Source organism: Blastococcus sp. SYSU D00695, from assembly GCF_054050555.1.
This window is the reverse complement of sequence record NZ_JBJGZP010000008.1, coordinates 29,355-55,116: the sequence shown is the minus strand read 5'-3', so window position 1 is coordinate 55,116 and position 25,762 is coordinate 29,355. Positions and strand designations below refer to the sequence as shown.

Here is a 25,762-nt window from a genome sequence, read left to right as displayed (position 1 = left end):
CCGGGGGCGCCCCGCCCGGCCCGCGGGTCAGGCCGGTGCGACGAGGTCGGCGTAGTCGGCGTGCCGGTCGATCCAGCCGCGGACGAAGGAGCACTGCGGCACCGCGCGCTCGCCGCGTGACCGCACGTCGTCCAGCGCGCCGCGGACGAGCGTGCCGCCGAGGCCGGAACCCTCGGTGTCGGGGTCGATCTCGGTGTGGGTGAACACCACCCGCCCGCTCTCGCGGCGGTAGGCGGCGTGCCCGAGCAGGCGGTCCCCGTCGCGGATCTCGTAGCGGGAGGACTCGGGGACGTCGCGCACGGTGGGCTCCATGCCCGGCCCAACCGGAGGCGCGGGCGGGCTGTTCCCCGCATGACGAGGGCCCGGCCACCTGGTGGTGACCGGGCCCTCGTGCCAGTAGCGGGGACAGGATTCGAACCTGTGACCTCTGGGTTATGAGCCCAGCGAGCTACCGAGCTGCTCCACCCCGCGTCGGTAGGACCACCATACACGGGCCTCGGGACCGCCCTCCGGGGCCCTCGCGCGCCTCCCGGAGCGTGACTATCCGGCCACCTAGAGTCGTCGCCGTGGGTGCGGAGTCGACGGTGGCCTTCCTCGCGCGCCCCAAGCCGGTCGAGGTCCTGCACGGCGGCCGCTGGTACATCGGGGCGCTGCTGGGCTGGCGGCACGACGCCGACGGCACCTGCTGGCTGCGGGTCAGCGCGCGGGTCGACGGCCTGAAGCAGACGGCCTGGGTCCCGCTCGACACCGTGCGCCTGCCCCGCCCCCCGGCTCGTCCCGGCCGCGCCCCCGCCGCCCCGGCGGTCGGCCACGTCCCGGCACCCCGCGCGGACGCCCCGCCGGCGTGGCGTGCCGACGACGCCCCCACCCAGCGGCTGCCGCGGCACGACGACCGGGGCAACCGCCTGCCCGCGCCCGCCCTGCCCCACCCGCGCGCCCGGGCGGACCGGCGGCTGCAGCCGCTGCACCCGACCGGGGCCTGACCGCGCGACCGGAGCCGCACCCGGCCGCCGGGGACGGCCGCGGTCAGGCGGCGATCTCCCGCACGACCGCCCGGGCGGCGGCCCGCCCCTCGGGGGCCGGCACCAGCGGGTAGACGTGCACGGCGCCCTCGCACACCGTCAGCCGCACGGCCGCCCCCTCGGCCCGGGCACGGTCGCGCAGGTCGAGCGCGTCGGGCAGGCACAGCTCGCGGGTCCCGACGTACACGTGCACCGGGGCCAGGCCCGCCAGCGGGCCGTTGCCGGGGCTGAGCCGGGGCCCGGCCGGGTCCTCCCCACCCGCCCAGGCGGCGGCCGCGACCCGCAGCCCGGCGGTGGCCAGCCACGGGTCCCGGCGCTCGGCGGCCGGCAGGTCCGGGTGGCTCAGCGTGAGGTCCAGCCACGGGGACAGCAGCACCAGCCGGCGGGGCTGCGGCAGCCCCGCGCCGAGCAGGGCCTGCCCGAGCCCGAGGGCCAGCCCGCCGCCGGCGGAGTCACCGGCCAGCGTCACCGCATCGGCGTCCACCTCGTCCAGCAGCTGCCGGTACACCGCGGTGACGAACGGATACGCGTCCCGGGCCGTGTGCTGCGGCGCCAGCCCGTAGTGCGGGACCTCCACGCGCACCCCGGCGTCGGCCAGCCGGGAGACCAGCGCCCAGTGCTGCGGTGCGACGGCGCTGACGTAGGCGCCGCCGTGCAGGTAGAGGGCGGCCCGCCGTGCCGGCCGGCCGCGGGGGCCACGGTGGTGCAGGGGAACCCGCCGACGTCGCGGTGGTCGACGTCGTGCCGCCGGGCGAGGCGGGCCGGCGGCTCGGCCGGGCCCTTGGCGGCCGCGAGGCGGCGCCGCCCCGCCTCGGCGGTCGCCATCGCGCGCCTGCGGGTGAGCCGGAGGACGGCCGCGACCGCCCTCATCTGCAGGCTGGTCACCGCACGCCCTCCCTCACCCCGCCCGGCCGGACGGCCCCACCGCCCGCATCCTCCCCCGGGCCGGGGACGGCGGCGGTCACACGGTGACGACGACCTTGCCGGTCACCCGGCCGTCGACCAGGTGCTGGACCGCCGCCGCGGTCTCGGCGAGGGGGAACACGCGGTCGACCAGCGGGGTGATCGAGCCGGCCTCGGCCATCGTGCTGAGCGTCCGGAGGTCCTCGCCGCGCTCCCGGTTGACGAAGAACCCCAGGGTCTGGCCGACGAACGGCGACAGCAGCGCGGCGCGGAACTGCCGGCCCAGCCCGTCGAGCAGCCGGCCGCCGGTCTCCCCGCCGACGATGACCAGCCGGCCGTGCGGGGTGAGCGCCCGCCGCAGCTGCGCGAGGGGACGCCGTCCGGCGATGTCGACGACCACGTCGAAGCGGCCCGGCGGGATCTCGTCCCGGGACCGGTCCAGGACGGCGTCGGCCCCCAGCGCGCGGACCGCGTCGAGCTTGGGGCCGCTGGCCAGGCCGGTCACCCGGGCCCCCAGGGCCGCGGCGATCTGGACGGCGAAGCTGCCGACGCCCCCGGAGGCGCCGATGACGAGCACCTCGTCCCCCGGCTGCACCGCCCCGTGGTCGCGGACGGCCTCCAGCGCGGTGCCGGCGGACACCGGCAGGGTCGCCGCCTGCTCGAAGGAGAGCCCCGCCGGCTTGCGGTCGAGCTTGTCGGCCCGCGCGACGACGTACTCCGCGAACGCGCCGTTCCCGGAGGCGATGCCGTACACCTCGTCGCCGGGCCGGAGGTCCGCCACGCCCGCGCCGGCGGCCTCGACCACCCCCGCCAGGGTGCGGCCGGGGTTGAGGAACCGGGGCCGGCGCAGCCCGGTGACCAGGCGCACCGGGTACGGGCGCCCGGCCATCAGGTGCCAGGTGCCGCGGTCGACGCTCGCCGCCCGCACCCGGACGAGGACCTCCCCGTCCCCCGGCGCCGGGCGCGCGGCCCGGCCCGGCGCGAGGACGTTCCCCGCGGTGGCTCCGTATTCGGCCTGCGTCACCGCCGCCATCGTGCCGGCGGCACTGCTGCGGTCGGCCGGGGTCGTGCTGGTCTCGTCCATCGTCCTCACCTCACGTCGGCGACCTTACGCCGTAAGGCTGCACCTTACGACGTAAGGTGTCAACGCCCGTCAGGAGGTGTCCGTGGCCACGTCCCCCCGCGAACCGCGCCGGCCGCTCTCGCGCGCCCGCGTGCTCGAGGTCGCCGTCGACCTCGCCGACCGCTCCGGCCTCGAGGCGCTGAGCATGCGCAAGCTCGGCGAGGCGCTGGGCGTCGAGGCCATGTCCCTGTACGGCCACGTCGCCAGCAAGGACGACCTGCTCGACGGCATGGTCGACGCCGTCTTCGCCGAGGTCGACCTGCCGTCGGCCGACGAGGGGTGGCGCCCGGCGATGCGGCGGCGGGCGGACTCCGTGCGCGCCGTCCTGCGCCGCCACCGGTGGGCGATCGGCCTCATGGAGTCCCGCACCTCGCCGGGCCCGGCGACCCTCGCCCACCACGACGCGGTGATCGGCGTCCTGCGGGCCGGCGGCTTCACGGTGTCGCAGACCGCGCACGCCTTCTCGCTGCTGGACAGCTACGTCTACGGCTTCGCGCTGCAGGAGAAGAGCCTGCCGTTCCAGGACGCCGCCGAGGCCGCCGAGGTCGCCCGGGAGATGTTCGCCCGGATCCCCCTGGACCGGTACCCGCACTTCGTCGAGCTCGCCACGCAGCACGCCCTGCAGCCCGGCTACGACCACGGCGCGGAGTTCGCGTTCGGCCTGGAGCTCGTGCTCGACGGGCTCGAACGGTTGCTGTCCTCTCCGGGGCGCTGACGGGACCGTCCGCCGGCGACCCGGGTCGAGGGCAGGGGACGCCGCGCGGGCCTCCGGCTACGGTCCTCCGGATGCCGCCCCCTCCCCCGTCCCGCCGACCCCACGAGGACCCTGCCGCCCGGGGCCGGAGCGGACGCGCGCCCGCGACCACCTGGACGCGCGGGCTGCTCGGCCTGATGGACTTCGCTGTCTCCCGCGGCGCGCCCGGAGCGGACGTCGACCGCGCGGTCGGGACCGCTCGCGCACAGCTGCGGTCCGCGACGGGACGGATCCCGGTCAGCCGCTACTACGACGGGATCGAGGCGATCGCCGAGTTGCTCGGCGACCCCCACCTGGGCCTGGAGTACATCGCGTCGGTGCAGCCGGACGCGCTGGACGTCCTCGGGTTCCTCGCCGCCGCCGGCGACACCGTCGGCGACGCCGTCGACCGGATCCTGCGGTTCCACCGGCTCATGACCACCGGCGACACGTTCTCCGTCGAGCGCAACCGGGACACCGCGACCTTCCGGGTCACGACCTGGGGACCGCCCCGGCCGGCCCACGCCCACGTGGTCGAGATGTACGTCGCCGACACCACGCTGCTCGTGCAGCGGATGACCGGCGCACCCGTCCCGGTGCTCGACATGGAGCTGCGGCACCGGCCCGCCGACCCCGAGCGCTTCGAGCGCCTGGTCGGCTGCGCCCCGCGTACCGGCGCCGCCACCGACCGCTGGACCGTCGAGGGCGGCGTCCTCGACCGCCCCATGCCGCGGGCCGACCCGGTGCTGTCCCGCTTCCTGGAGGGCCTGCTGGTCCCCCGGGCGGCGCCCTACCTGCACGCCGACCAGACCACCCGCCGGGTCCGGGAACTGCTCGACGCGCGGCTGCCCGGAGTGGCTCCGACGCTCGCGGAGGCCGCGCGCGCCCTGACGATCAGCGCCCGGACCCTGCAGCGCCGGCTCGCGGCGGAGGGCACCACCTTCGAGGACGAACTCGACGCCCTGCGCCGGGCGGTGTCCGAGGCGAGCGAGCGCAGCGGCCTGGCGATCGAGGAGACCGCCGTCCTGTGCGGGTACTCGGAGCTCTCATCCCTGCACCGGGCCCGCCGCCGCTGGCGGGCCGAGCACGGCTGACGGCGTCTCCGGCGGCTCCGGCCACGCGGGTGCCCGTCCCGGCCGGACGACGACCGCGCAGCCCTCGACCTCGGCGACGAACCGAGGACCGAAGGCCTCGGACGGCGTCAGCACGCCCCGACGAGCCACCTCGCCGGCCAGCACCCGGCGGACCGCCTCGACGGCGGACCGCGCGGTCAGCACGTACCCCTCGGGACCTCCCAGGGTCCCGGTGACCACCTCGTCCCCCCGCCGGGCCTGCACGTGGAACCAGGACCGGCCCGAGGCCAGCACGTCGGCGTCCGGACCGGTCACCGACCGGCGCAGCACGGCGTCGACGAGGCGCGCCACCGGGCGGCGTCGCAGGACCGGCAGCAGGTGCGCCGCGACGCGCATGCCACGGATCTCGGCACGCGACATGGCCGCCCAGGTCCACACCTCCGGGACCCCGGGGGCGGTGTGCGCCGACGTCACGAGGTCCCCCCAGGGGACGGTGACGACCGTGCGGTCCCCGGTCGGGAAGTCCAGCGGTCGGGTCTCGGCGGCGATCGGCACGCGCACGAGCTGTCCGCCCCGGCGCGCCAGGCCGCCGCGCGGGAACGCCTCGGCCATCGACCGGGCCGTGCCGCGGCTCGGCTCGAACGCCCCACCCCAGGCGATGTCCAGCCGCTCCGCCCCGGGCAGCTCGCGCAGGACCAGCGCGGTGAGGCAGTCCGACGGGGCGACGTCGAAACCGACCGCGGGCACGGCCAGGGCGCCCCGGTCGGCGAGCTCGTCGCGCCGGGCGAAGGTCTCGGCCAGGCTGCCGACGTCCCCGTCGACGTCCAGGTAGGCCGTGCCGGTGCGCGCGCAGGCGTCGAGCAGCGACGCCGCGGTCGACGAGAACGGACCGGCCGTCACGAGCAGCACGTCGACGTCCGCCAGCGCACGCTCGGCGCGGTCCACGTCGAAGCACCGCCACGGCAGACCCGCCGCCTCGGCCAGCGGGCGGATCGCCTCCGCGCGCCGGCCGGCGAGCACCGGCGACAGCCCGCGTCGCCTCGCCTCGGCGACGACCAGCCGCCCGGTGTAGCCGTTCGCCCCGTAGATCATCCAACGCCTGTCCGACATGCCGACCACCCTCGCGCCGGCAGGCTGCGGGGGCAGTGACCGGACGCGACAGCTCTCGGGCCGTTCGCGCCACGCGGCCGGTCGGGACCGCCGACGGGACGCCGGAGATCCACCCGGACATGCGACCGGGGCCCTCACAGTGACTGTGAGGGCCCCGGTTCGTGAGTAGCGGGGGCAGGATTCGAACCTGCGACCTCTGGGTTATGAGCCCAGCGAGCTACCGAGCTGCTCCACCCCGCGTCGGTGGAGACCACTGTACACACCCGGAGGCGACCGGGGGCGGGGGGTGCCGACACCCCCCGCCCCCGCCCGGCTCAGCCGCCCGGTGTGGCCGAGGCCGCGGCCTGCGCCGCCTGGTAGGCCTCGACGGCGCGCTGGAGGTCGGCCAGCGCCTGTCCCTGCGCGGCGAAGTCGCCGCTGCGCTGCGCGTCGGCCAGGGCCTGCAGCGCCGCGTCCAGCTGGGTCACCGCCTGGTCCAGGCCCGGGGTCGACCCGCCGCCGCCGTCGGCCGGCGGGGCGGACGGGGGCGCCGAGGACGGCGGCGGGGTCGGCGAGGGAGACGTGGGCGGCGTCCCGCTGTCGGGCGGGGTGCCGGTCCCGCCGTCGGTGGCGATGTCGCCGGCGCCCGCGCCGAAGACCTGGTCCAGGGCCTCGGAGAGGGTGTTGGCGTAGCCCACCCGGTCGCCGTAGTTGACCAGGACCTTCCGCAGCAGCGGGAAGGAGTTCTGGCCGGTGCCCCGCACGTACAGGGGCTGCACGTACAGCAGGCCGTCCTCGCCGATGGGCAGGGTCAGCAGGTTGCCGAACACCGCCTGGGAGTCCTGGCTGTTGAACAGCGTCAGGTCACGGGCGACCTGGTCGTTGGTGTTGAACGACTGCTGCACCTGGGAGGGCCCGCGGAAGGGCGTGTTGCCCGGCAGGCGCAGCACCTGGATCTTCCCGTAGTTGTCCGGGTCGGCCGACGCCGAGATGAACGACGACAGGTTCTCCCGCCGGTAGGCGTTCAGCGCGCTCGTGAGCTGGAACGTCGCGCCGTCGTCCCCCGGCCGCTGGGCGAGGATGTAGTACGCCGGCTGGGCCTCGTCGGTGTCCCGGGTCGGGTCGGCCGGCACCTGCCAGCGGTCGCTCTGGTTGTAGAAGTCCGTCGGGTCGTCCACGTGGTAGCGGGTCAGGATGTCCCGCTGCAGCTTGAACAGGTCCTCGGGGTACCGGACGTGGTCCACCAGATCCGCGGGCATGTCGTCCTTGGGCTTGATGACGCCCGGGAAGGCCTTCATGAACGTCGCGAGCACCGGGTCCTCGGTGTCCCAGGCGTAGAGGGTCACGGTGCCGTCGTAGGCGTCGACGGTCGCCTTGACCGAGTTGCGGATGTAGTTGAACTGCTCGTCGGGCAGCGCCGTCGTCCCCTGGCCGGTGAGCGCGTCCGACGCCGCCTCGCCCAGCTCCATCGACTCGGCGTAGGGGTAGGAGTCCGACGTCGTGTAGCCGTCGAGGATCCAGGTGATCCGCCCGTCGACGACCGCGGGGTACGGGTCGCCGTCCACCTCGAGGAACGGCGCGGCCTTCTCCACGCGGTCGCGCGGGTCGCGGACGTAGAGGACGCGGGAGGCGTCGTTGACCGCGCCCGACAGCAGGAAGTTGCGCTCGCGGTAGTAGATGGCGAACGTCAGCTGCCGGAAGAAGCTGCCGATCGACACCCCGCCCTCGCCGTCGTAGGTGTTGTTGACCTGGCCCTCGTCCGAGCCGTCCTCGGGCCGGTCGAACTCGCGCGGCGCGTCGCCCTCGCGGGCACCGACGACGGAGTAGACGTCCTCACCCTGGTCCTGGATCAGCTCGCCGTAGTAGATCCGCGACTGCTCGACGTCGATGTTCCCGGTGGTCGGCAGGTCCCGGGTGGTGAAGTTGGGCTCGCCGCCCTCCTGCCCCGCGACGACCTCGTTGGCCGGCGCGGCCACGAAGCCGTTGCCGTGCGTGTAGACGGTGTGCCGGTTGATCCAGCTCGACTGGTTCTCCGACAGGCTCTCGCTGTCCAGCTCCCGGACCGCCACCACGTAGTCGCGGGTGACCGGCTGGCCGGTCTGCGGGTCCGGCAGCGTGTACCGGTCGATGTCCAGCTTCTCCGGGAAGCCGTAGACGTTGCGGATCTGCTGGCGCGCGGTGAACGTCGCCGACAGGACGTTGGGGTCCAGCAGCCGGGCGTTCGGGATGGTCTGCGTGTCGTTGCGCAGCTCGGCCTGGGCGGCGTCGGTGTCGACCTCGTCGCCCGTGGCGCTCTGCGCGTAGTCGACGTAGCTGACGTCGTCGTCGGTCAGGCCGTAGGCGTCCCGCGTGGCCGCGATCGCCCGGTCGATGTAGGCGGCCTCGCGCTGGTCGGCGCTGGGCTTGACGACGAACTGCTGCACGATCGCCGGGTACGCCACGCCGATGACCAGGCTCGACAGCAGCAGCAGCACCAGCGCCGCGGCCGGCAGCCGCAGGTTGCGGACGACGACGTTGGCGAAGAACGCCAGGGCGCAGAAGGCGGCGGCGAAGACGAGGATCGTCTTGGCCGGCAGCAGCGCGTTCACGTCGGTGTAGCTCGCGCCGGTGAACAGCCCACCGCGGTCGGAGTAGACGAGCCCGTAGCGGTCCAGCCAGTAGGCCACCGCCTTGAGCAGGACGAACAGGCCCAGCAGCACCGACAGCTGCACCATCGCCGCCGAGGTCAGCTTCTGCCCCGGCGTCTGCAGGCGCAGGCCGCCGAACAGGTAGTGCGTGAGCGCCGAGCCGACGATCGCCAGCAGCACGATCGCGAACGCGAAGCCCAGCAGCAGCCGGTAGAAGGGGTAGTCGAAGACGAAGAACGACAGGTCGAGCCCGAACTGCGGGTCGGACCGGCCGAAGTCGGTGGAGTTGCGGAAGGTCAGCCAGGTCTGCCAGCTGCCCTGCGCGGTGAACCCGGCGAACGCGCCGACGACGACGGCGACCAGGGAGAGCACCAGCGACCGGCGCGGCTCCAGCGACTGGCGGTAACGCTCGAGGTTCTGCTGCTCCAGCGACATCGGGCGGAACGTCGGCCGGAAGCGGTACGCGAGGTAGATCGCCAGCGCCGTCAGCCCACCGGTGGCCACGCCGGCCACCGCGAACAGCAGGGCCCGGGTCTGGATCTCGGTCCAGAACACCTCGGTGTAGCCGGTCTCGTCGAACCACAGGTAGTCGACGTAGACGTTCGTCAGCGTCCCGATGGCGGTGAACAGCACCAGCAGGACGGCGATGGCCCCGATGACGATCTTGGCGCGTCGCGACAGCGTCGGCACGGACACGGGGGGCCGCATGGCCACGAGCGGTCTCCTTCAGTTGCGGTGGTGCGCGGGGCCTCCGGCGGCGGTGCCACCGGTTGCCCCTCAGTCAGGCGGTCGACCGCGGGCGGTCGGGACGGCGGGGCGACAGGGTGCGGCCCCCCGGCGCCGTCCCGGTCAACCCAGGACAACGCACGGGCGGGCCCGGGGTTCCCCGCCGCGGCCCAGCTTCCCCCACCAGGGGAGACGGGAGGCGCGCGGCGGGCCGGGACATCCTCAGCAGCCCTGCGGGGTGCGGCCCGCGCGCTGGTCGGCGAGGGCGTCCAGCGCGTCGTCGAGATCCGCGACGCGGGCAAGCGTCAGGCCCGGCTGCGGGGCCCGCAGCGCCTCCGCGCAGTTGTCCGCCGGCACGAGGAAGAGCTCGGCGCCGAGGTCCCGGGCGGCGACCATCTTGAGCTGGATGCCGCCGATCGGCCCGACGGTGCCGGCCGGGTCGATGGTGCCGGTCCCGGCGAACACCGCGCCCTCGGTCAGGTCCGTGTCCCCGACCAGGTCGAGGATCCCCAGCGTCAGCATCAGCCCCGCGGAGGGACCGCCGACGTCGGCCACCTGGATGTCGACGTCGAACGGCGCCGACGGCCGGTCGGCCACCAGGACGCCGAGCAGCGCCCCCTCCCCCTCCTCCGCCGCGCCGGTCGTGACCTGGGCGGTGCCCGGCTGACCGAGTCGCGTGTAGGCCACGGTGACCGTGCTGCCGGGCTCGATGCCGGCCAGGACGTCGTCCAGCGCCGCGGTGTCCGGCGTCGGGGCGCCGTCGACGGACTCGATCGCGTCGTTCTCCTCGAGCAGCCCCGCCGAGGGCGAGTCCTCGGCGGACAGCCCGCGGACGACGACCTTGTCCGGGTAGCCCAGCCGGCCCAGCGCCGCGGCCTCGGCACGCTCCTCGGAGGAGAGGAAGGCCTGGCGGTTGGCCCGCTGCGTCTCCTCCCGGCTCACGCCCGAGGGGTAGACCGACTCCTCGGGCACGACGCTGACCTCGTCGTCGAACCAGCCCTGCACCGCCTCCACGAGGGTGAGGCCGGCGCGGCTGACCCCGACGGTGGTCAGGTTGAGGTTGCCGCTGACGTCGTTGCGCTCGCGTCCCTCGATGGCGATGACCGGCTCGCCGTCGACCTCGCCCAGGGTGTTCAGCGTCGGCCCGGGGACCTGCGCGACGTAGGGCACCGGGAACACCGTGCCGAGGACGCCCAGGACCACGAGCAGCACCACGCCGGTTCCGAGCACGGCGATGCGACGGGTCACGAGCGGCGAGCTTAGGGGAAGGACCTGGGTGCCCCCCGCCGCTCGCGGGCCCGCGACGGCCCCTGCACCGGGCCGCTGCGCTGTCGGCGGAAGGGGCCGGCGATCCGGACCTCCCGGAGATCATCGCGTCTACCGTGGGGTCATGAGTGACGTGCCGTTCGGCTTCGGACTGCCCGACCGCGACCCCGAGCGCCGGGACCAGCCGGGGGGCGGCAACGACCCCTTCGGCTTCGGCGCGCTCTTCGGCGGCGGCGCGGGCGCCGGCACCCCGCAGGAGTTCCTCGCCAAGATGCCGCTGTTCGCCGAGCTGCAGAAGCTCATGAACTGGTCCGGCGGGCCGGTGAACTGGGACCTGGCCCGGCAGGGCGCGATCAGCGGCCTGGCCGCCGGCACCCAGCCGGTGTCCGACGGCGAGCGGGCGGCGGTCGCCGAGTCGCTGCGGCTGGCCGACCTCTGGCTGGACCAGGTCACCGACCTGCCCTCGGGCGTGGAGCGGACGCTGGCCTGGTCCCGCGTCGAGTGGGTCGAGCAGACCCTGCCGCAGTGGAGCCGCCTGATCGACCCGCTGGCCGAGCGGGTCGTCGCCGCGATGACCGGCGCGCTCCCCGCGGACGCGATGGCCATGGCCGGCCCGCTCGCCGGGATGATGGGCCAGGTCGGCGGCCTGATGTTCGGCGCCCAGGTCGGGCAGGCCTTCGGCCGGCTGGCCGGCGAGGTGCTCACCGGCACCGAGGTGGGCCTGCCGCTGGCGCCCGCCGGGGCCGCCGTCCTCGTGCCGCAGAACGTCGCCGAGTTCGCCTCCGGCCTGGACCGGCCGGCCGACGAGGTCCGCCTGTTCCTCGCGCTGCGCGAGGCCGCCTCGCTGCGGCTGTTCGCGCACGTGCCGTGGCTGCGCCAGCAGCTGCACGACGCCGTCCACGCCTACGCCCGCGGGATCACCGTCGACCCGGAGGCGCTCGAGCGCGGGGTCAGCGAGGCGATGAGCTCCGGCGGCATCGACCCCAACGACCCGGAGAGCCTGCAGCGGCTGCTGCCCATGCTCGAGCCCGAGGAGACGCCCGAGCAGCAGATGGCGCTGCGCCGCCTGGAGACGCTGCTGGCGCTGGTCGAGGGCTGGGTGGACGCCGTCGTCGCGGCCGCAGCGGGCGACCGCCTGCCCGGGCACGGGGCACTCGCCGAGACCATGCGCCGCCGCCGGGCCTCCGGCGGGCCGGCCGAGCAGACCTTCGCCACCCTCGTCGGCCTGCAGCTGCGCCCGCGCCGGCTGCGCGACGCCGCGACGGTGTGGGGCGCGATGGCGCAGCGGCACGGCACCGAGGCGCGCGACCGGCTGTGGTCGCACCCGGACCTGCTGCCGACGTCGGAGGACCTCGACGAGCCGCTGGACTTCGTCGCCCGCCAGGGGCTGGACGACGAGCTGCGCGCCCTCACCGACGACGACCCGCCGGCCCAGGAGGACTGACCGCCGGTCAGACCAGGTCGACGTCGTCCTCGCCCGGTGCCGCCGAGTGGTGCCGGGCGAGCTCGACGCCCTCGAGGAACCCCCGGGCGCGCTCGGCGCGGGGGAAGCGCGCGACCAGCGCCCAGAAGCGATCGTCGTGGCCGGGTTCGATCAGGTGCGCCAGCTCGTGCACGAGCACGTAGTCGACGACGTACTCCGGCATGCCGCGCAGCCGGCTGGACAGCCGGATGGTGCGGTCCGCGGGCGTGCACGACCCCCAGCGGCGCTGCTGGTTGTCCACCCAGCGGACGCTCGCCGGCTGCGGGACGCCGTCCAGGTGGGCCGCGGACAGCTCCCGCGCGCGGGACATGAGCTGCTCGTCGCCGCCCAGCGACCGGCGCCGCCGCTCCTCGCGGGTCTGCAGCTTGGCCACCATCTGCGCCACCCAGCGGCGCTCCTCGGCCGGCGTGAAGGCGGCGGGGATGAGCACCACGGTGCGGCCGGACTCGCGGTAGGCCGTGACGGTGCGCCGGCGGCGGGCGCTGCGCCGGACCTCGACCGGACCCGTGCCACCGCGCGCCAGGTCGGCCCCGGCGGTCAGGGTGCCGCCTGGGCGCCCCGCCGGCGGTCGGTCCGCCGGTCCGGGGCTGTCGGGGGTCTCAGGAGTCCTGCCACGCACGGGGAGCACGGTAGTCACGCCCTCCGGCACCTGCCGCCCCGCGACACCCGCTCGGGCGCAGGTACGCACGGACGGTGGACAGCGGGCGCGCCGGGACCGGCGGCGTGCCCCGCCGGCCGGCCGTGACCACGCCGGCCGGTGTCCGCGCAGGTGGGCGCGGCGGCGCCGGCGGACCGGCCCGCCGCCGGCCGCGCGCCGTCCACCGGCGGCCCACAGGACCGGCCGACGGCTCCCCAGGCTCTCCACAGCCGCGTCCACAGGACGGGGACCGCCGGCCCCGGCTCCCGGCTCCCGGTCCCCCCGCCGCCCGCCCGGGCCGCCCGGGCCGGACGGGTAGCGTTCCCGCCCAGCGGCACCCCGCGACCGGGGAGGCCGGGACCAGCCCAGCAGGAGGAGGAGCACCGTGGCGGAGAGCTACAACGGCTACTGCGTGAAGTGCAAGGAGAAGCGCGACTTCGACGGCGAGGTCAAGGTCAGCGAGTCCGGCCGCCGGATGGCCCAGGGCACCTGCCCCGTCTGCGGCACCAAGATGAACCGGATCCTCGGCAAGGCCTGAGGCACGGCCCCGCCCCCGCACGAGGGGCGGTCGACGGCGGCGTCCCGCACGGCGGGCGCCGCCGTCGGCGTTCCGGCGCCCCTGTGGACGGCGCCCGCGGGATCTCCCCGGCACTGCGAGGCTGCCCGGCGTGTCCGAGACCGCGCACCCGCTCCTGCCGCCGGCGACCCCGCTGCTGCGCCACCCCGCCGAGGCGCTGCAGGTGGGCGGCGTCGACAGCGGCACCGGGCTGCTCGTCCGGCCGGAGGACGGCGGGCTGACCGCCCTGCTGCGGGGGCTGGACGGCCGGCGCCCCCAGCGGGCGGTCCTGGCCGAGGCCGCCGCGGCCGGCTACGACCCGGCCGCCGTCGACGACCTCTTGGACGGGCTGCGGACGGCGGGCCTGCTGGTCGACCTCGCACCGGCCGACCTCCTCGCCGCCGACACCGGGCCCGCCGCCGCGGCGCGGGCCGGCGCCGAGCTGCCGGCCGTACGGCGGCTGCCCGACGGCCGGGCGCGCTGGGCGGCCCGGCGCCGCGCCACCGTGGTCGTCGAGGGCGCCACCCGGGTCGGGGTCCCGCTGGCCGCGGTGCTCGCCGCGAGCGGGCTCGGCCGGGTGAGCGTCCGCGACAGCGGCGTCACGCTGGCCGCCGACGCCGTGGTCGGCGGCCTGTCGGCCGGCGACGAGGGCCGGCCGCGGGCGCTGGCCGCCGCCGACGCCGTCCGCCGGGCCAGCCCGCTGGCCGACGTCCGGCCGCTGCCGGAGGGAACGGCGCCCGACCTCGTGGTGCTGGCCAGACCCTGGGCCGCCGTCGACCCGCTGGTCACCGGCTGGCAGCGGTCGGGCACCCCGCACCTGGTCGCGACGGTCCGCGGCCAGACCGGCGTCGTGGGCCCGCTCGTCGTCCCCGGGCGCACCAGTTGCCTGTCCTGCGCCGACCAGCACCGCCGGGACGCCGACCCGTCGTGGCCCGCCCTGGCGGCGCAGCTGACCGCCGGCGAGGCGCCGCCCAGCGGGGCGACCGTCACCTGCCTGCTCACCGCCGTCACCGCCGCCCAGCAGGTGCTCGCCTACCTGGACGGCAGCGGAGCCCCGGCGACGCTGGGGGCCACCGTGGAACTGCGGCCACCGGACCTGGTCCCGGTCCGGCGCCGGTGGGCGGCGCACCCCGACTGCCGGTGCGGCGCGCCGACCGCCCCCACCCGGGCGGCGGCGGGCACCCGGTCGGAGGACCTCCCCGACCCCGCACCCGGCGCCGTCCACCCCGGGCGGGGACAATGGCAGCCGGAGCGGCGCGCCCGAGGCCCCGCCCGGGACGGCGACCAGCGCCCGCCGTGACCGACGAGCGCCCGCGAGGAGGACACGTGGCCGACACCGAGCGACCGATCCCCAGGGGCTCGGTGGCCCGCACCGCACGCCTGGCCTCCCTCCCGCTCGGCGCCGCCGGCCGGGCCACGCTCGGCATCGGCAAGCGGCTGTCCGGCCGGCCGGCCGATGCGGTCTCCGCCGAGCTCCAGCAGCGCACCGCCGAGCAGCTGTTCGCCGTGCTGGGCCAGCTCAAGGGCGGGGCGATGAAGCTCGGCCAGACCCTGTCGGTGTTCGAGGCGGCGGTGCCCGAGGAGGTCGCCGCCCCCTACCGCGAGGCCCTGGTCAAGCTGCAGGAGGAGGCCCCGCCGATGCCGGTGCGCACCGTGCACGCGGTGCTCGCCCAGCAGCTGGGCGGGAAGTGGCGGGAGCGGTTCCGGCACTTCGACGACGCCCCGGCGGCGGCCGCCAGCATCGGCCAGGTGCACCGGGCGACCTGGCGCGACGGCCGCGACGTCGCCGTCAAGATCCAGTATCCGGGCGCGGCGACGGCGCTGATGGCCGACCTCAACCAGCTGGCCCGGTTCGCCCGCCTGTTCGCCGCGATGTTCCCCGGCATGGACGTCAAGCCGCTGATCGCCGAGCTCAAGGCCCGCGTGATCGAGGAGCTGGACTACGGGCTGGAGGCCGACGCGCAGCGGCAGTTCTCCGCCGCCTACGTCGGGGACCCGCGCATCGTCGTCCCGCGGGTGGTGGCGAGCGCGCCCAAGGTGATCGTCTCCGAGTGGCTGGAGGGCGTGCCGCTGTCGCGGATCATCGCCGACGGGTCCCGCGAGCAGCGCGACAGCGCCGGGCTGCTGATGGCCGAGCTGCACTTCTCCGCGCCGCAGCGGGCCGGTCTGCTGCACGCCGATCCGCACCCGGGCAACTTCCGGCTGCTCGAGGACGGCCGGCTGGGCGTCATCGACTTCGGCGCCACCGCGCGGCTGCCCGACGGCCATCCCGAGCCGATCGGGCGGCTGCTGCGCTGGGCGCTGGCCGGCCGGGCCGAGGACGTGCTGGTCGACCTGCGGGCAGAGGGCTTCGTCCGCGCCGGCGTCGAGGTGGACGCCCGCGGGGTGCTGGACTACCTGCGCCCGCTGCTCGCGCCGATCGAGAACCACCACTTCCACTTCACCCGGGCGTGGATGCAGGAGCAGGCCGGGCGCGTGGCCGACCCGCGCAACGAGGCCAGCCGGCTGGGCCGCCAGCTCAACCTGCCGCCGGCCTACCTGCTGATCCACCGGGTGACGATCGGCTCGATCGGCGTGCTGTGCCAGCTGGACGCCGCCGGGGACTTCCGCGCGGTCCTGGAGGAGTGGCTGCCCGGCTTCACCGGCTGAGCGCGGCCGGCGCTCAGCCGCGGGCGGGCTCCAGCAGGCCGTGCCGCTCCAGCGCGGCACGGACGACGGCCGTCTCCTCCTCGTCGGCCTCCACCAGCGGCAGGCGCAGGGCCGGCGAGCACAGCCCGACCAGGGCGAGCGCCCGCTTCACGCCGATCGGGTTGGTCGTCACCGACAGCGCCGCGTACAGGTCGCGCAGGGAGGCGTCGATCTCCGCCCGCCGCTCCGGCTCGGTCACCATGCGCCGCATCTGCTGCCCGACCAGGTGGCTCGCGACGAGGATGCCGCCGACCGCTCCCAGGTCCAGCGCCCGGGCGAAGGTGTCGTCGTTGCCCGCGTAGAGGTCCAGCCCCTCGACCGGCGCGAGGTTCGCGTCGTTGGCCTGCTTGACCCCGACGATGTTGTCGGCGCTCGCGCCGATCTCGGCCAGCAGGTCGTTGGGGACGTCGATCACCGAGCGGGAGGGGATGTTGTACAGCAGCACCGGCCGGTCGGTGCTGCCGGCGACCGCGCGGTAGTGCGCGAGCAGCCCCCGGCGGTTGGGCTTGTTGTAGTACGGCGTCACCGACAGGACGCCGTCGACACCGAGGTCGGTGGCGCGGGCGGTCATCTCGCAGGCGTGGTGGGTGTCGTTGGACCCGGTGCCGGCGACGACCTGCGTCCCCTCGGGGCGCTGGGACACCGCCAGCTCGACCAGCCGCAGGTGCTCCTCGTCGCTGAGGGTGGGGGCCTCGCCGGTGCTGCCGCACACCACGACGCCGTCCGACCCGGTGGCGCACACGTGGCGGTGGAGGGCGACGAACGCCTCCTCGTCGACGCGCCCGGCGTCGTCGAAGGGCGTCACGATCGCCGTCAGGACGGGGCCGAAGCGGGACATGCGGTCAGGCTATCCGGCGGCGGGCGGGTGCTCCCCGGCTGTCGGGTGGGACCGGCCCCGGACGCACCGGGGGGCGTCCGGGACCGGCCCCGGGCGGATGCCCGCGCACCGTCAGCGCACCAGCGCGCTGGCCCGCGCCGCACGGAGCCGGGCGTGCTCGGCCCGCCGCGTCCAGCGGCGGACCGCGCGCAGCCGGCGCAGCCGCGTGGCGGTGTCGGCCTGCACCCGCAGCTCGGCGAGCCGGTCACAGGCCAGGTCGTACTCGTAGCCGTACATCTGGATCGCCTCGTTCCGGAGGGCGACCTCGCGCGACAGGGTCCGTCGCGGGGGCCGGGTGGGGTGGACGTCGGGTGCGCTCATGCCGCGACGACCTTGCGGGGGCGTCCCCGCGGCCGCTTGCGGGCGATGACCGCGCCGCGCTCGAAGATCTCGCCGCCCCACACACCCCACGGCTCGCCGCGGGAGAGGGCACCGGCCAGGCAGGCGTCGCGCACCGGGCAGTCCGCGCACAGCGCCTTGGCCATCTCCAGCTGCTCGGGCCGCTCGGCGAACCACAGGTCGCGGTCGTCCTCGCGGCAGGGCAGCGGGCGCCGCACGGGCGCGGGCGCCAGCGGGGTCTGCGGCGACCGGGTGGTGGGGCCACCGGTCCGGGGGAGCCCGGGTCGGCGGTGGGACGTCGGGCGGGCCAGGGTCGGCAACACTGCCGCTCCTCCTCGTACTCGTCGTCTGCGGCCGGCGTCGTCGCCGACCGGGGATCGGGCCGGGGCCGCAGAAAGACGGAGGCCGCGGATCCCGGGGTTCGGGTTCCGCGGCCTCGAGGAGGTCCGGTGAGCGCTAGCTCAGCGGCCTGCCCGGGGAGTGGATCCCGAGGGTGGACGTGTTCTTCTTCGCGATGTCATCGACGTGCTGCTCGGTGGCCGTGCCGGCGCCGAACGCCATGCCGCCGATCAGGGCGCGCAGGCGGGTCGAGGGCACACGGGTGCCGTGGCGCGGAGCGGCGGCGACAGCCACCGGCGTCGCGCTCGGGGCGGCCCAGGCGCCGGCGGCGGAGGCCGGGCGCACGTCGAGGACCCCGGCCACGAGGGCGGGGGTGCACGGGAACGTCGTGCTGATCATCAGTGCCACCCCTCCTCCCGGGGACGCGGTGCGGCCGTGGTCGGCGGCACCGGGGCTGGTGCGGCCCGAGGTCGTCCCCGGGCGCGATCAGGACAGTAGGGGGCCCCGCGGAGGCGGGTCAACGCATTTACCGGCCGTGTCCTCCGGGGGCGGGAACCCCCGCCACCCGGCCGACCTGCCGTGACGGTGCGTCGAGGGTCACTCGCTGACGGTCGCCAGCACGTCCTCGCCGTACAGCTCGAGCTTGCGCGCCCCGATGCCGGGCAGGCCGGCCAGCTCGCGCAGCGTGGCCGGCCGGGTCTCGGCGATGGCCTGCAGCGTCGCGTCGGGGAACACCACGTAGGCCGGCACGGACGCCGCCTGCGCCGCGGTGCTGCGCCAGGCGCGGAGCCGCTCGAACAGCTCCCCCGCCTCGCCCTCGAGCACGACCTTCGCCCGCTTGGGCTTCCGGCTGGGGACGGCGGCGGCCGAGTCGGGCGCGAGGCCGTCGAGGAACCGGCTGCGCGGCCGGGCCCGGCGCGCGCCCGGGTTGCGGGCCAGCGACCAGGACAGGGTCAGCTGCTCGCGCGCGCGGGTGACCGCCACGTACAGCAGCCGGCGTTCCTCCTCCACCGCGTCGGGGCGGGCCAGGGACTGCGAGATCGGCACCACGCCGTCGACCAGGCCGACGACGAACACCGCGTCCCACTCCAGCCCCTTGGCCGCGTGCATGGACGCCAGCGTGACGCCCTGGACCGTCGGCGCGTGCTGGGCGTCGGCGCGCTGGGCCAGGTGCGCCACGAAGCCCGGCAGGTCCAGCGCCGGGTTCTCCGCCACCAGGTCCACGGCGAGGTCCACCAGCGCCGACAGCGACTGCCAGCGGTCCCGCGCGGCCCCGCCGGCCGGCGGCCGGTGCTCGACCCAGCCGGTGGAGGCCAGCACGTCGCGGACCGTGGGGACCAGCGCGCCCGGTTCGCTGCCGCCGGCCGCGGCACCGCGCAGCAGCAGGAGCGCCTCCCGGACCTCGGGCCGCTCGAAGAAGCGCTCCCCGCCCTTGAGGACGTAGGGCACGCCCTGGTCGGTCAGCGCGTTCTCGTACACCTCCGACTGGGCGTTGATCCGGAAGAGGATCGCGATCTCGGCCGCCGGGGTCCCGGCGTCGACCAGCGCCCGGCACGCCGCGGCGACGGCGGCGGCCTCGGCCGGCTCGTCCGGGTGCTCGACGAAGCGCGGCGCCGGCCCCTCGGCGCGCTGGCCGAGCAGGCGCAGGCCCGGCAGCCCCTTGCGCCGGGGAGCCTGGCCGATGAGCTTGTTCGCCAGTCCCACGACCTGCGGCGTCGAGCGGTAGTCCCGCTCCAGCTTGACGACCGCGGCGTCGGGGTAGCGGTCGGCGAACCCGAGCAGGTAGTCCGGGTCGGCACCGGTGAACGAGTAGATCGTCTGGTTCGGGTCGCCGACGACGCAGACGTCGGCGCGCCCGCCCAGCCAGGCGTCGAGCAGCCGCTGCTGCAGCGGGTTGACGTCCTGGTACTCGTCGACGACGAAGTGCCGGTACTGGGCGCGCACCTGGCGGGCGACCTGCTGGTGCTCCTCCAGCGCGTAGGCGGTGACGAGCAGCAGGTCCTCGAAGTCCAGCGCGCCGTCGCGCTGCTTGGCCGCCTCGTAGGACGCGTAGACCTGGGCGACGGCGGCCGCCTCGAAGGGGGGCTCGCGGCCGGCCGCGGCCGCCCGCGCCGGGTAGTCCTCGGGGGTGGCCAGCGTCGTCTTGGCCCACTCGATCTCGCTGGCCAGGTCGCGCAGGCTGGTGCGGTCGGTGGTCAGGCGGGCACGCGCCGCGGCACTGGCGACCACCCGCAGCTTGTTCTCGATCAGCGGCGGCATCGGCCCGCCGAGCACCTGCGGGGCGAAGTAGCGCAGCTGGCGCATGGCGGCGGCGTGGAAGGTGCGCGCCTGCACGCCCCCCACGCCGAGAGAGGACAGCCGGGTGCGCAGCTCCCCCGCCGCCCGCGCGGTGAAGGTCACCGCCAGCACCGTCTCGGGCGCGAACGCCCCGACGTGCACGCCGTAGGCGATGCGGTGGGTGATCGTGCGGGTCTTGCCCGTGCCGGCACCGGCCAGGATGCAGACCGGCCCGCTGACCGCCGACGCCGCGGCCCGCTGCTCGTCGTCCAGGCCGGCGAGCACCGCCTCCCCGCCCTGCTGTCCCTCGCTCACCCCCCGATCCTCCCAGCCGGGTCCGACGGGGGCGGGGAAGGATCCACAGCCGGCCGGCGTTGCGCAGTCGGGACAACGGAACCGTCCCGGACACGAACACCGCACCCCCTCGGAGGAGAACCTCGATGAGCGCTGCCACCGCCGCCGTGACCATGTACAGCACCACGTGGTGCGGCTACTGCAACCGGCTGAAGAAGCTGATGCAGCGCGAGGGCATCGAGTTCGCCGAGGTCGACATCGAGGTGACCGAGGGCGCGGCCGAGGTCGTCATGGCCGCCAACGGCGGCAACCGCACCGTGCCGACCCTGGTGTTCGCCGACGGCGTCGCGCTGACCAACCCCACGCTCGACCAGGTGAAGGCGCAGCTCGCGCAGCTGCCGGGCGCCTGACCGCGGGCGACCCGCCCGGCGCGGGGACCCGCTCGGTCTCCCGATCGGGCGCCCGGACAGTGCATGATCGGTCCCCGGGGCCGCGCCCGGCGGCCCGCGCCCGGCCGCGGCCGGGGACAGCCGTGTCGGAGGTCCGCACGTGAGCAACCGCCTCGAGGACGTCGGTCGCGCGACGGGCCGCCCGGAGGCCGAGCGGTCCGGCGTCGCGCCGTCGGTGATGGTGGTGCGCTCCGCGCGCGGGTGGTCGGTGGTCTCGCAGGAGGGGGCCGCGGACGTGGCCGACCTCCTCGAGGGGCTGTCCCTGGCCGACCTCCTGGCCGAGGCCGCCGGCGCCGCGTACGAGCCCGACCGCTCGGCCCGTCGCGCGGCCCGCGGCCCCGCGGCGACCGAGGACGGCGGCGACCCGCGCGACGCCCGGCTCGCCGCGCTCGAGCGCACCGTCGCCCAGCTCGAGCACGCCCTGGCCGCCCGCGTCGCGACCGAGCGGGCGATCGGGGTGCTGGCCGAGCGCCACCGGACGACGCCGCGGTCGGCGTTCGAGCTGCTCCGCGGGGAGGCCCGCAGCACCGGCCGGCCGGTGCACGAGCTCGCCCGGACCCTGCTCGCCCCGCTCGAGGAGCAGCCCGCCGTCCCGCTGACGGCCCCCGCCGCGGCCGATCGACGTGTCGACGTGTCGACACCCGAGGGCGCCCCGACCGCCGGGCCGGCCGCCGCGGCGCTCCCGCCGGCCCCCCGCGCCCCGCGCCGGGCCCGGACCCGCGCCGGGGCGGTCGTCGGCGCGGACGGCCACAGCTGACCCGACCCGAACCGCTCAGCCCGGCAGGTCTCGCCGACCGGCTGGCCGCGCTGCTGGCCGCCGCCGCACCTGAACCGGGCGCCACCGCGCTGCGGGTCGCCGTCGACGGGCCGGACGTCGCCGGGCCGGCCGCGCTGGCGGAGGCGGTCGCCGAGCGGCTGCCCGTGCTCGGCCGCCCCGCCGTCGTCGTCGACGCCGCGGGCTTCTACCGGCCGGCCTCGCTGCGGCTGGAGCACGGCCGCACCGACCCGGACGCCCGCTACACCGACTGGCTGGACGCCGGCGCGCTGGCGCGCGAGGTGCTGGACCCGCTGGGTCCCGGCGGCAGCGGCGAGTACCTGCCGGTGCTGTGGGACCTCGCGCGGGACCGGGCCGCCCGCGCGCCGCGGGTGCCGCTGCCGGCGGGCGGGGTGCTGCTCGTCGCCGGGGCGCTGCTGCAGGGGGTCGGGCTCGCGTTCGACGCCGTCGTCCACCTGCGGGTGGCCCCGGCCGCGCGGCGCCGGCGCACCCCGGCCGCGGACGCCTGGCAACTGCCCGCCTTCGACCGGTACGACGACGAGGTGGACCCGGCGGCGCTGGCCGACGCCGTCGTGCTGGCCGACTCCGCCGACCACCCCGCGCTCGTGCTGCAGGGCCGCTTCACCTGAGTCGCGAGCGCACGAGTGGCGGGGGTCGCTCTCTAGACCTCGCCGGCGATCCAGCGGTCGATGATGTTCCGCGCGATCGACACCGGCGGCGGCAGCGCCTTCGGGCCCTCGCCCGCGCGCAGCTCGTCGCGGGTGAACCAGCGGGCCTCCTCGATCTCCGTCGGGTCCAGCCGCAGGGTCGGGTCGCCGTCGACGCGGGCCACGAAGCCCAGCATCAGCGACTGCGGGAACGGCCACGGCTGGCTGGCGACGTAGCGCACGTCGGTGACGGCGAGGCCGACCTCCTCGGACACCTCGCGCGCGACGGCCGCCTCGGCGGACTCCCCCGGCTCGACGAACCCGGCGAGGATCGAGAACCGGCCGGGCGGCCAGACGGCCTGCCGGCCGAGCACGCAGCGGTCGCCGCCGTCGTGCACGAGCATGATCACGGCCGGGTCCGTCCGCGGGAACAGCTCGGCGCCGGTGACCGGGTCGCGGCGCACCCAGCCGGCCCTCTCGATGGTGGTGGGGGCGCCCGACAGCGGGCTGAACCGGGCGCGGTCGTGCCACTCCAGGACGCCGATGGCCTGGGCCAGCAGGCCGGCGTCGAGGTCGGCGAGGTCGGCGCCCAGCTCGCGCAGGTCGTGCCAGCCGTCGACGTCGCCCGCCGGCACCGCCGCGCGTTCCCCCCGCACGGCGGCGTAGGGCACGTCGTCGGCCTCGCCGAGGTAGATCGCCCCCTCGGGCAGGGCCTCCCGCTCCTGCCAGACCAGCTCGGGGCCACCGGGTGCGCGGCGCACCGGGACGGCGCCGCGCGGGTCGACGGTCAGCACGCGCACCGGCCGCCCGCCCGCCGGGTCGGGCAGCGCCCGCGCCAGGTGCCCGCGGTCGTGAGCCGAGCGGGACAGCACGGGCACCATGCCGGTGGTGGGCCGGTCGTCGGCGCCCCAGGCGTCGACCGGTGTGGCATCCGGCTCCGGGGCGTCGGGCGGCGGGTTGTCGGCGGCGGTGCTGCCGCCGTCGGGGACGCTCATCCCTCCCCCGCGGCCGCCTCGCCGGTGGGCTCGGCGGCCTCGGTGACCTCGACCGCGCCCAGCGTGCGCAGCGGCGCGGCCACCACCCCGGCGTCGCCCACCACCACCGCGGTCAGCGCGTCGGGCGCCAGGTACCGGCGGGCGGCCTCCTGGACCTCGTCGACGGTGACGGCGGCCAGGGCCCGCTGGTGCTCGCCCAGCCAGTCCGGTGTCAGGCCGGCACCGAGCAGCGCCGAGACGGTGCTGGCCAGGCCCGCGTGGGTGGCCGTCGCCAGCGCCATCGAGCCCAGCACGTACCGGCGGGCGCCGTCGAGCTCGGCCTCGGTGACCGGGAGCAGCGCCATCCGGCCCAGCTCGTAGACCGTCTCCAGCAGCGCCGGGCCGGTCACCTCGGTGGCGACGTCGGCCTCGACGAGGAACGACGACGCGGCCGCGAGGTGGTCCACGGAGCTGCGCGGGCTGTAGGTGTAACCGCGCCGCTCGCGGATGTTCTCGACCAGCCGCGAGGAGAAGTAGCCACCGAAGACCATGTTCGCCAGCCGGACGGCGGGCAGGTCGGGATCGGTGCGGCGGGGGGCCGGCCCGCCCAGGCGCAGGTTGGACTGCACGGCCCCGGGCCGGTCGACCAGCTGCAGGGCGCCCTGCGGCTGCTCGGTGACCGGGGGCGCGACGACGGCGCTGCCCTCACCGGTCCACCCCGCGAGGGCGGTCGCGGCGGCGTCCACGGCGGCGTCCGGGTCGAGGTCGCCGACGAGGACCAGGGTGCTGCCGGTGGGCACGATGCGGTCGCGGTGCAGCTTGCGCAGCGCGCCGGGCCGGACCAGCCCCACCTGCTCGGCGGCCGGCAGCTGAAGCGCGTACGGGTGGCTGCCGTAGCGCCGCTCCGCGAGCGCCGTCCGGGCGATGACGCCGGGCTGGGAGCGGGCGATGGCGATCCGCTCGGCGACCCGCGCGCGCTCCCCCTCGACCTGGGCCTTGGGGTAGGTCGCCGAGGTGAGCAGCTCGGCGAGCACGCCGAGCACCGGCGTCAGCCCGTCGGTGAGCAGCGTGGTGGCGAACAGGACCCGGTCCGGGTCGGTGGAGACCGACAGCTCCCCGCCGTGCGCCTGGACCAGCTGCGCGATCTGGGTCTGGTCGTGCTGCTCGGTGCCCAGCAGCACGGCGCCGGACAACACCGAGGCACGCGCGGCGTGCTGGGCGGCGGCCCGGGCCGTGCCGGCCGCGAACGGCACCCGCAGGCGCAGCTCGACGAGCGGGACACCGGGCCGGGGCACGACGACGACGCGCAGCCCGCTGGGCAGCGTCCGGTCGGTGACCGCGAGCTCCGGCTGCGGCCGCGGTTCGCCCAGCGGGGGCACGAGGTCCAGGTCGAGCACCGGCGCGCTCATCGTCGTCCTCCCGTGGCCTTGAGCTCGAGCACCGCGACCGTGCCGGGGTCCAGGCCCCGCGCGGCGGTCTGCACCTGGTCGGGGGTGACCGCGGCGAGGCGGGCCGCGAGCTCGCCGGCGAGTTCCGCCCGGCCGTGGACCAGCTCCGCGGCGGCGAAGCCGAGCGTGCGCCCGAGGACGCTGTCGGCCTGGTGCAGCAGCTGCGCCTCGGCGCGGGCCTGCACGCGGGCCAGCTCGGCCTCCTCCACGCCCCGCTGGGCGACCTCGGCGATCTCCTCGTGCACCGCGGCCATCACGTCCTCGGCGGGGACGGTGGCCGGGTGGTGCACCTGCGTGGTGAGCAGCGTGGCGTCGCGGACGTCGAAGGGGTCGCCGAACAGGCCGACGAAGCTGCTCTGCGCGACGGCGAGGGAGTCCTCGTGCACCAGCCGGCGCTCCAGCCGGGAGGCGTCCCCCTCGCTCAGCAGCTCGGCCAACAGCACCGTGCCGAGGTAGGTGTCCAGGTCGCCGACGGGGTCGGGCACCCGCCAGCCGAGGGCGACGGCGGGCGCGGGGGCCAGCCGGTCCTCCACGACGGCCGAGCGCACCGTGGTCGGCGACGGCTCACCGGTGGGCGGGGTCGGCGGGACGTCGCGGGCCTCGACGGCGCCGAACCAGCGCTGCACGAGCCGCTCGGTCTCGGTGACGTCCAGGTCCCCGCCGATGCACAGCACCGCGTTGCCCGGCGCGTAGTACTTGTGGAAGAAGTCGGTGGCGTCCTCGACGGTGGAGGACTCCAGGTCGACGAACGAGCCGTAGCCGTCGTGGGTGTTGGCGAAGCTCTCGAACGCGACCGGCGGGAGCTGCAGCCAGGGGAAGGCGCCGTAGGGCCGGTTGAGCACGTTGACCCGGATCTCCTCCTTGACCACGTCGATCTGGTTGCGGAGGTTCTCGGCGGTGATCGCCGGCGCGGCCATGCGGTCGGCCTCGAGGAACAGGGCCCGCTCCAGCGCCTCGGCGGGCAGCGCCTGGTAGTAGTTCGTGTAGTCCTGGTGCGTCGACCCGTTGAAGGTGCCGCCGGCGGCCTGCACCAGCCGGGCGTGCTCCATCTTCGGGACGTGCGCGGAGCCCTGGAACATCAGGTGCTCGAAGAGGTGGGCGAACCCGGTGCGGCCCTGGGGCTCGTTGCGCATCCCGACGTCGTAGAAGACGGTCACGGCCACGACCGGCACGCTGCGGTCGGGCGCCAGGACGACCCGCAGGCCGTTGTCGAGGCGGAAGCGCTGCACCGGGTGCCGGATGGTCAGGTCGGCCCCAGCTGCTGTCACGACCCGACCCTATGCCTCTGCGGTCCTCCGGACCGCACCGCGGCCGGGTGCCGTCCCCCTGGTGCGGGGAGTCCCGCCGTCGCACCGGGCGGGGACCCTCCGCGCCCGCCACCGCGCACGACCGCCCGCGGCGCGGCTCCCGTCAGCCG

General features: G+C 76.4%; 25 protein-coding genes and 2 tRNA genes. 10 read left to right on the top strand and 17 right to left on the bottom strand.

The features are described from left to right. Positions 1 to 27: 27 nt before the first annotated feature. Entirely contained in the window at positions 28 to 300 is a 273-nt protein-coding gene (locus tag ACI781_RS07540; RefSeq protein ID WP_456565461.1) for a GNAT family N-acetyltransferase, read from the bottom strand. A 97-nt stretch (positions 301 to 397) separates the two neighbouring features. Further along, positions 398 to 471, bottom strand: a tRNA-Met gene (locus tag ACI781_RS07535). A 95-nt stretch (positions 472 to 566) separates the two neighbouring features. On the opposite strand from ACI781_RS07535, the gene ACI781_RS07530 reads away from it, so the two are divergent. Then, a complete protein-coding gene (locus ACI781_RS07530) occupies positions 567 to 983 on the top strand; it encodes a hypothetical protein (protein WP_456565460.1) in 417 nt (138 codons plus the stop codon). A gap of 43 nt (positions 984 to 1,026) precedes the next feature. Here ACI781_RS07530 and ACI781_RS07525 read toward each other — a convergent pair whose 3' ends face one another. Both ACI781_RS07525 and ACI781_RS07520 read right to left on the bottom strand, forming a co-directional pair. Continuing rightward, positions 1,027 to 1,632 carry an alpha/beta hydrolase fold domain-containing protein gene (locus ACI781_RS07525; RefSeq protein ID WP_456565550.1) on the bottom strand — a complete coding sequence of 202 codons (606 nt, stop codon included), beginning with the start codon at positions 1,630 to 1,632 and terminating at the stop codon, positions 1,027 to 1,029. A gap of 351 nt (positions 1,633 to 1,983) precedes the next feature. Then, positions 1,984 to 3,009, bottom strand: a complete 1,026-nt coding sequence (locus tag ACI781_RS07520) for an NAD(P)-dependent alcohol dehydrogenase (RefSeq protein ID WP_456565459.1) — start codon at positions 3,007 to 3,009, stop codon at positions 1,984 to 1,986. Positions 3,010 to 3,091: 82 nt separating this feature from the next. Between ACI781_RS07520 and ACI781_RS07515 the strand changes: the two genes are divergently transcribed. Beyond that, positions 3,092 to 3,763, top strand: coding sequence for a TetR/AcrR family transcriptional regulator (locus tag ACI781_RS07515; RefSeq protein WP_456565458.1), 672 nt, complete (start codon positions 3,092 to 3,094; stop codon positions 3,761 to 3,763). Positions 3,764 to 3,939: 176 nt separating this feature from the next. Beyond that, a complete protein-coding gene (locus ACI781_RS07510) occupies positions 3,940 to 4,875 on the top strand; it encodes an AraC family transcriptional regulator ligand-binding domain-containing protein (protein WP_456565457.1) in 936 nt (311 codons plus the stop codon). Here ACI781_RS07510 and ACI781_RS07505 read toward each other — a convergent pair. The 4 genes from ACI781_RS07505 to ACI781_RS07490 form a co-directional block, all read right to left on the bottom strand. Further along, the gene (locus ACI781_RS07505; protein ID WP_456565456.1) at positions 4,828 to 5,964 is read right to left on the bottom strand and encodes a saccharopine dehydrogenase family protein; all 1,137 of its coding nucleotides are present in this window, start codon (positions 5,962 to 5,964) and stop codon (positions 4,828 to 4,830) included. The two genes, ACI781_RS07510 and ACI781_RS07505, sit on opposite strands and share 48 nt — an antisense overlap. Before the next feature lie 166 nt (positions 5,965 to 6,130). Beyond that, positions 6,131 to 6,204: transfer RNA gene (locus ACI781_RS07500), tRNA-Met, on the bottom strand. A gap of 74 nt (positions 6,205 to 6,278) precedes the next feature. Then, positions 6,279 to 9,278: a UPF0182 family membrane protein gene (locus tag ACI781_RS07495; RefSeq protein WP_456565549.1), complete on the bottom strand. Its 3,000-nt coding sequence runs from the start codon at positions 9,276 to 9,278 to the stop codon at positions 6,279 to 6,281. Between the two features lie 240 nt (positions 9,279 to 9,518). Continuing rightward, positions 9,519 to 10,544: a YlbL family protein gene (locus ACI781_RS07490; RefSeq protein WP_456565455.1), complete on the bottom strand. Its 1,026-nt coding sequence runs from the start codon at positions 10,542 to 10,544 to the stop codon at positions 9,519 to 9,521. A gap of 142 nt (positions 10,545 to 10,686) precedes the next feature. Here ACI781_RS07490 and ACI781_RS07485 point away from each other — a divergent pair, with 142 nt between their 5' ends. After that, a complete protein-coding gene (locus ACI781_RS07485) occupies positions 10,687 to 12,006 on the top strand; it encodes a zinc-dependent metalloprotease (protein ID WP_456565454.1) in 1,320 nt (439 codons plus the stop codon). A gap of 7 nt (positions 12,007 to 12,013) precedes the next feature. On the opposite strand, the gene ACI781_RS07480 is transcribed toward ACI781_RS07485, so the two are convergent. Continuing rightward, on the bottom strand, positions 12,014 to 12,664 hold the full coding sequence (locus ACI781_RS07480) for a M48 metallopeptidase family protein (RefSeq protein ID WP_456565453.1): 651 nt from the start codon (positions 12,662 to 12,664) through the stop codon (positions 12,014 to 12,016). A 403-nt stretch (positions 12,665 to 13,067) separates the two neighbouring features. Between ACI781_RS07480 and ACI781_RS07475 the strand changes: the two genes are divergently transcribed. From ACI781_RS07475 to ACI781_RS07465, 3 genes are all read left to right on the top strand, one after another. Next, positions 13,068 to 13,220: a DUF5679 domain-containing protein gene (locus ACI781_RS07475; protein WP_012950213.1), complete on the top strand. Its 153-nt coding sequence runs from the start codon at positions 13,068 to 13,070 to the stop codon at positions 13,218 to 13,220. Positions 13,221 to 13,350: 130 nt separating this feature from the next. Beyond that, positions 13,351 to 14,538 carry a ThiF family adenylyltransferase gene (locus ACI781_RS07470; protein ID WP_456565452.1) on the top strand — a complete coding sequence of 396 codons (1,188 nt, stop codon included), beginning with the start codon at positions 13,351 to 13,353 and terminating at the stop codon, positions 14,536 to 14,538. A gap of 26 nt (positions 14,539 to 14,564) precedes the next feature. Further along, positions 14,565 to 15,887, top strand: a complete 1,323-nt coding sequence (locus tag ACI781_RS07465) for an ABC1 kinase family protein (RefSeq protein ID WP_456565451.1) — start codon at positions 14,565 to 14,567, stop codon at positions 15,885 to 15,887. A 13-nt stretch (positions 15,888 to 15,900) separates the two neighbouring features. Here the strand turns inward: ACI781_RS07465 and dapA are convergent, their stop codons facing one another. The 5 genes from dapA to ACI781_RS07440 all read right to left on the bottom strand — a co-directional run bounded on the left by dapA (position 15,901) and on the right by ACI781_RS07440 (position 20,073). Beyond that, positions 15,901 to 16,764 carry a 4-hydroxy-tetrahydrodipicolinate synthase gene (gene dapA, locus ACI781_RS07460; RefSeq protein WP_456565450.1) on the bottom strand — a complete coding sequence of 288 codons (864 nt, stop codon included), beginning with the start codon at positions 16,762 to 16,764 and terminating at the stop codon, positions 15,901 to 15,903. A 111-nt stretch (positions 16,765 to 16,875) separates the two neighbouring features. Then, entirely contained in the window at positions 16,876 to 17,124 is a 249-nt protein-coding gene (locus ACI781_RS07455; protein ID WP_456565449.1) for a hypothetical protein, read from the bottom strand. Continuing rightward, a complete protein-coding gene (locus tag ACI781_RS07450; RefSeq protein WP_456565448.1) occupies positions 17,121 to 17,465 on the bottom strand; it encodes a WhiB family transcriptional regulator in 345 nt (114 codons plus the stop codon). Before ACI781_RS07450 ends, ACI781_RS07455 begins: the two co-directional genes overlap by 4 nt. Before the next feature lie 133 nt (positions 17,466 to 17,598). Further along, the gene (locus tag ACI781_RS07445; protein WP_456565447.1) at positions 17,599 to 17,880 is read right to left on the bottom strand and encodes a hypothetical protein; all 282 of its coding nucleotides are present in this window, start codon (positions 17,878 to 17,880) and stop codon (positions 17,599 to 17,601) included. Positions 17,881 to 18,078: 198 nt separating this feature from the next. Beyond that, the gene (locus tag ACI781_RS07440; protein ID WP_456565446.1) at positions 18,079 to 20,073 is read right to left on the bottom strand and encodes an ATP-dependent helicase; all 1,995 of its coding nucleotides are present in this window, start codon (positions 20,071 to 20,073) and stop codon (positions 18,079 to 18,081) included. A gap of 125 nt (positions 20,074 to 20,198) precedes the next feature. On the opposite strand from ACI781_RS07440, the gene ACI781_RS07435 reads away from it, so the two are divergent. The 3 genes from ACI781_RS07435 to ACI781_RS07425 all read left to right on the top strand — a co-directional run bounded on the left by ACI781_RS07435 (position 20,199) and on the right by ACI781_RS07425 (position 21,905). Further along, on the top strand, positions 20,199 to 20,462 hold the full coding sequence (locus ACI781_RS07435; RefSeq protein WP_456565445.1) for a mycoredoxin: 264 nt from the start codon (positions 20,199 to 20,201) through the stop codon (positions 20,460 to 20,462). 139 nt (positions 20,463 to 20,601) lie between these two features. After that, on the top strand, positions 20,602 to 21,258 hold the full coding sequence (locus ACI781_RS07430) for an ANTAR domain-containing protein (protein WP_456565444.1): 657 nt from the start codon (positions 20,602 to 20,604) through the stop codon (positions 21,256 to 21,258). 164 nt (positions 21,259 to 21,422) lie between these two features. Further along, positions 21,423 to 21,905 (top strand): uridine kinase, encoded by a 483-nt coding sequence (locus ACI781_RS07425; RefSeq protein WP_456565443.1) that lies wholly within the window; start codon positions 21,423 to 21,425, stop codon positions 21,903 to 21,905. Between the two features lie 32 nt (positions 21,906 to 21,937). Here ACI781_RS07425 and nudC read toward each other — a convergent pair whose 3' ends face one another. Genes nudC through ACI781_RS07410 form a run of 3 tightly spaced genes read right to left on the bottom strand, consistent with a single transcriptional unit; the run spans position 21,938 to position 25,613 of the window. Further along, positions 21,938 to 22,918 carry an NAD(+) diphosphatase gene (gene nudC / locus ACI781_RS07420; RefSeq protein ID WP_456565442.1) on the bottom strand — a complete coding sequence of 327 codons (981 nt, stop codon included), beginning with the start codon at positions 22,916 to 22,918 and terminating at the stop codon, positions 21,938 to 21,940. Then, entirely contained in the window at positions 22,915 to 24,306 is a 1,392-nt protein-coding gene (locus tag ACI781_RS07415; protein WP_456565441.1) for a M16 family metallopeptidase, read from the bottom strand. The genes nudC and ACI781_RS07415 overlap by 4 nt, the downstream gene beginning before the upstream one ends. Then, positions 24,303 to 25,613, bottom strand: a complete 1,311-nt coding sequence (locus ACI781_RS07410; protein ID WP_456565440.1) for a M16 family metallopeptidase — start codon at positions 25,611 to 25,613, stop codon at positions 24,303 to 24,305. Before ACI781_RS07410 ends, ACI781_RS07415 begins: the two co-directional genes overlap by 4 nt. Positions 25,614 to 25,762 lie beyond the last annotated feature (149 nt).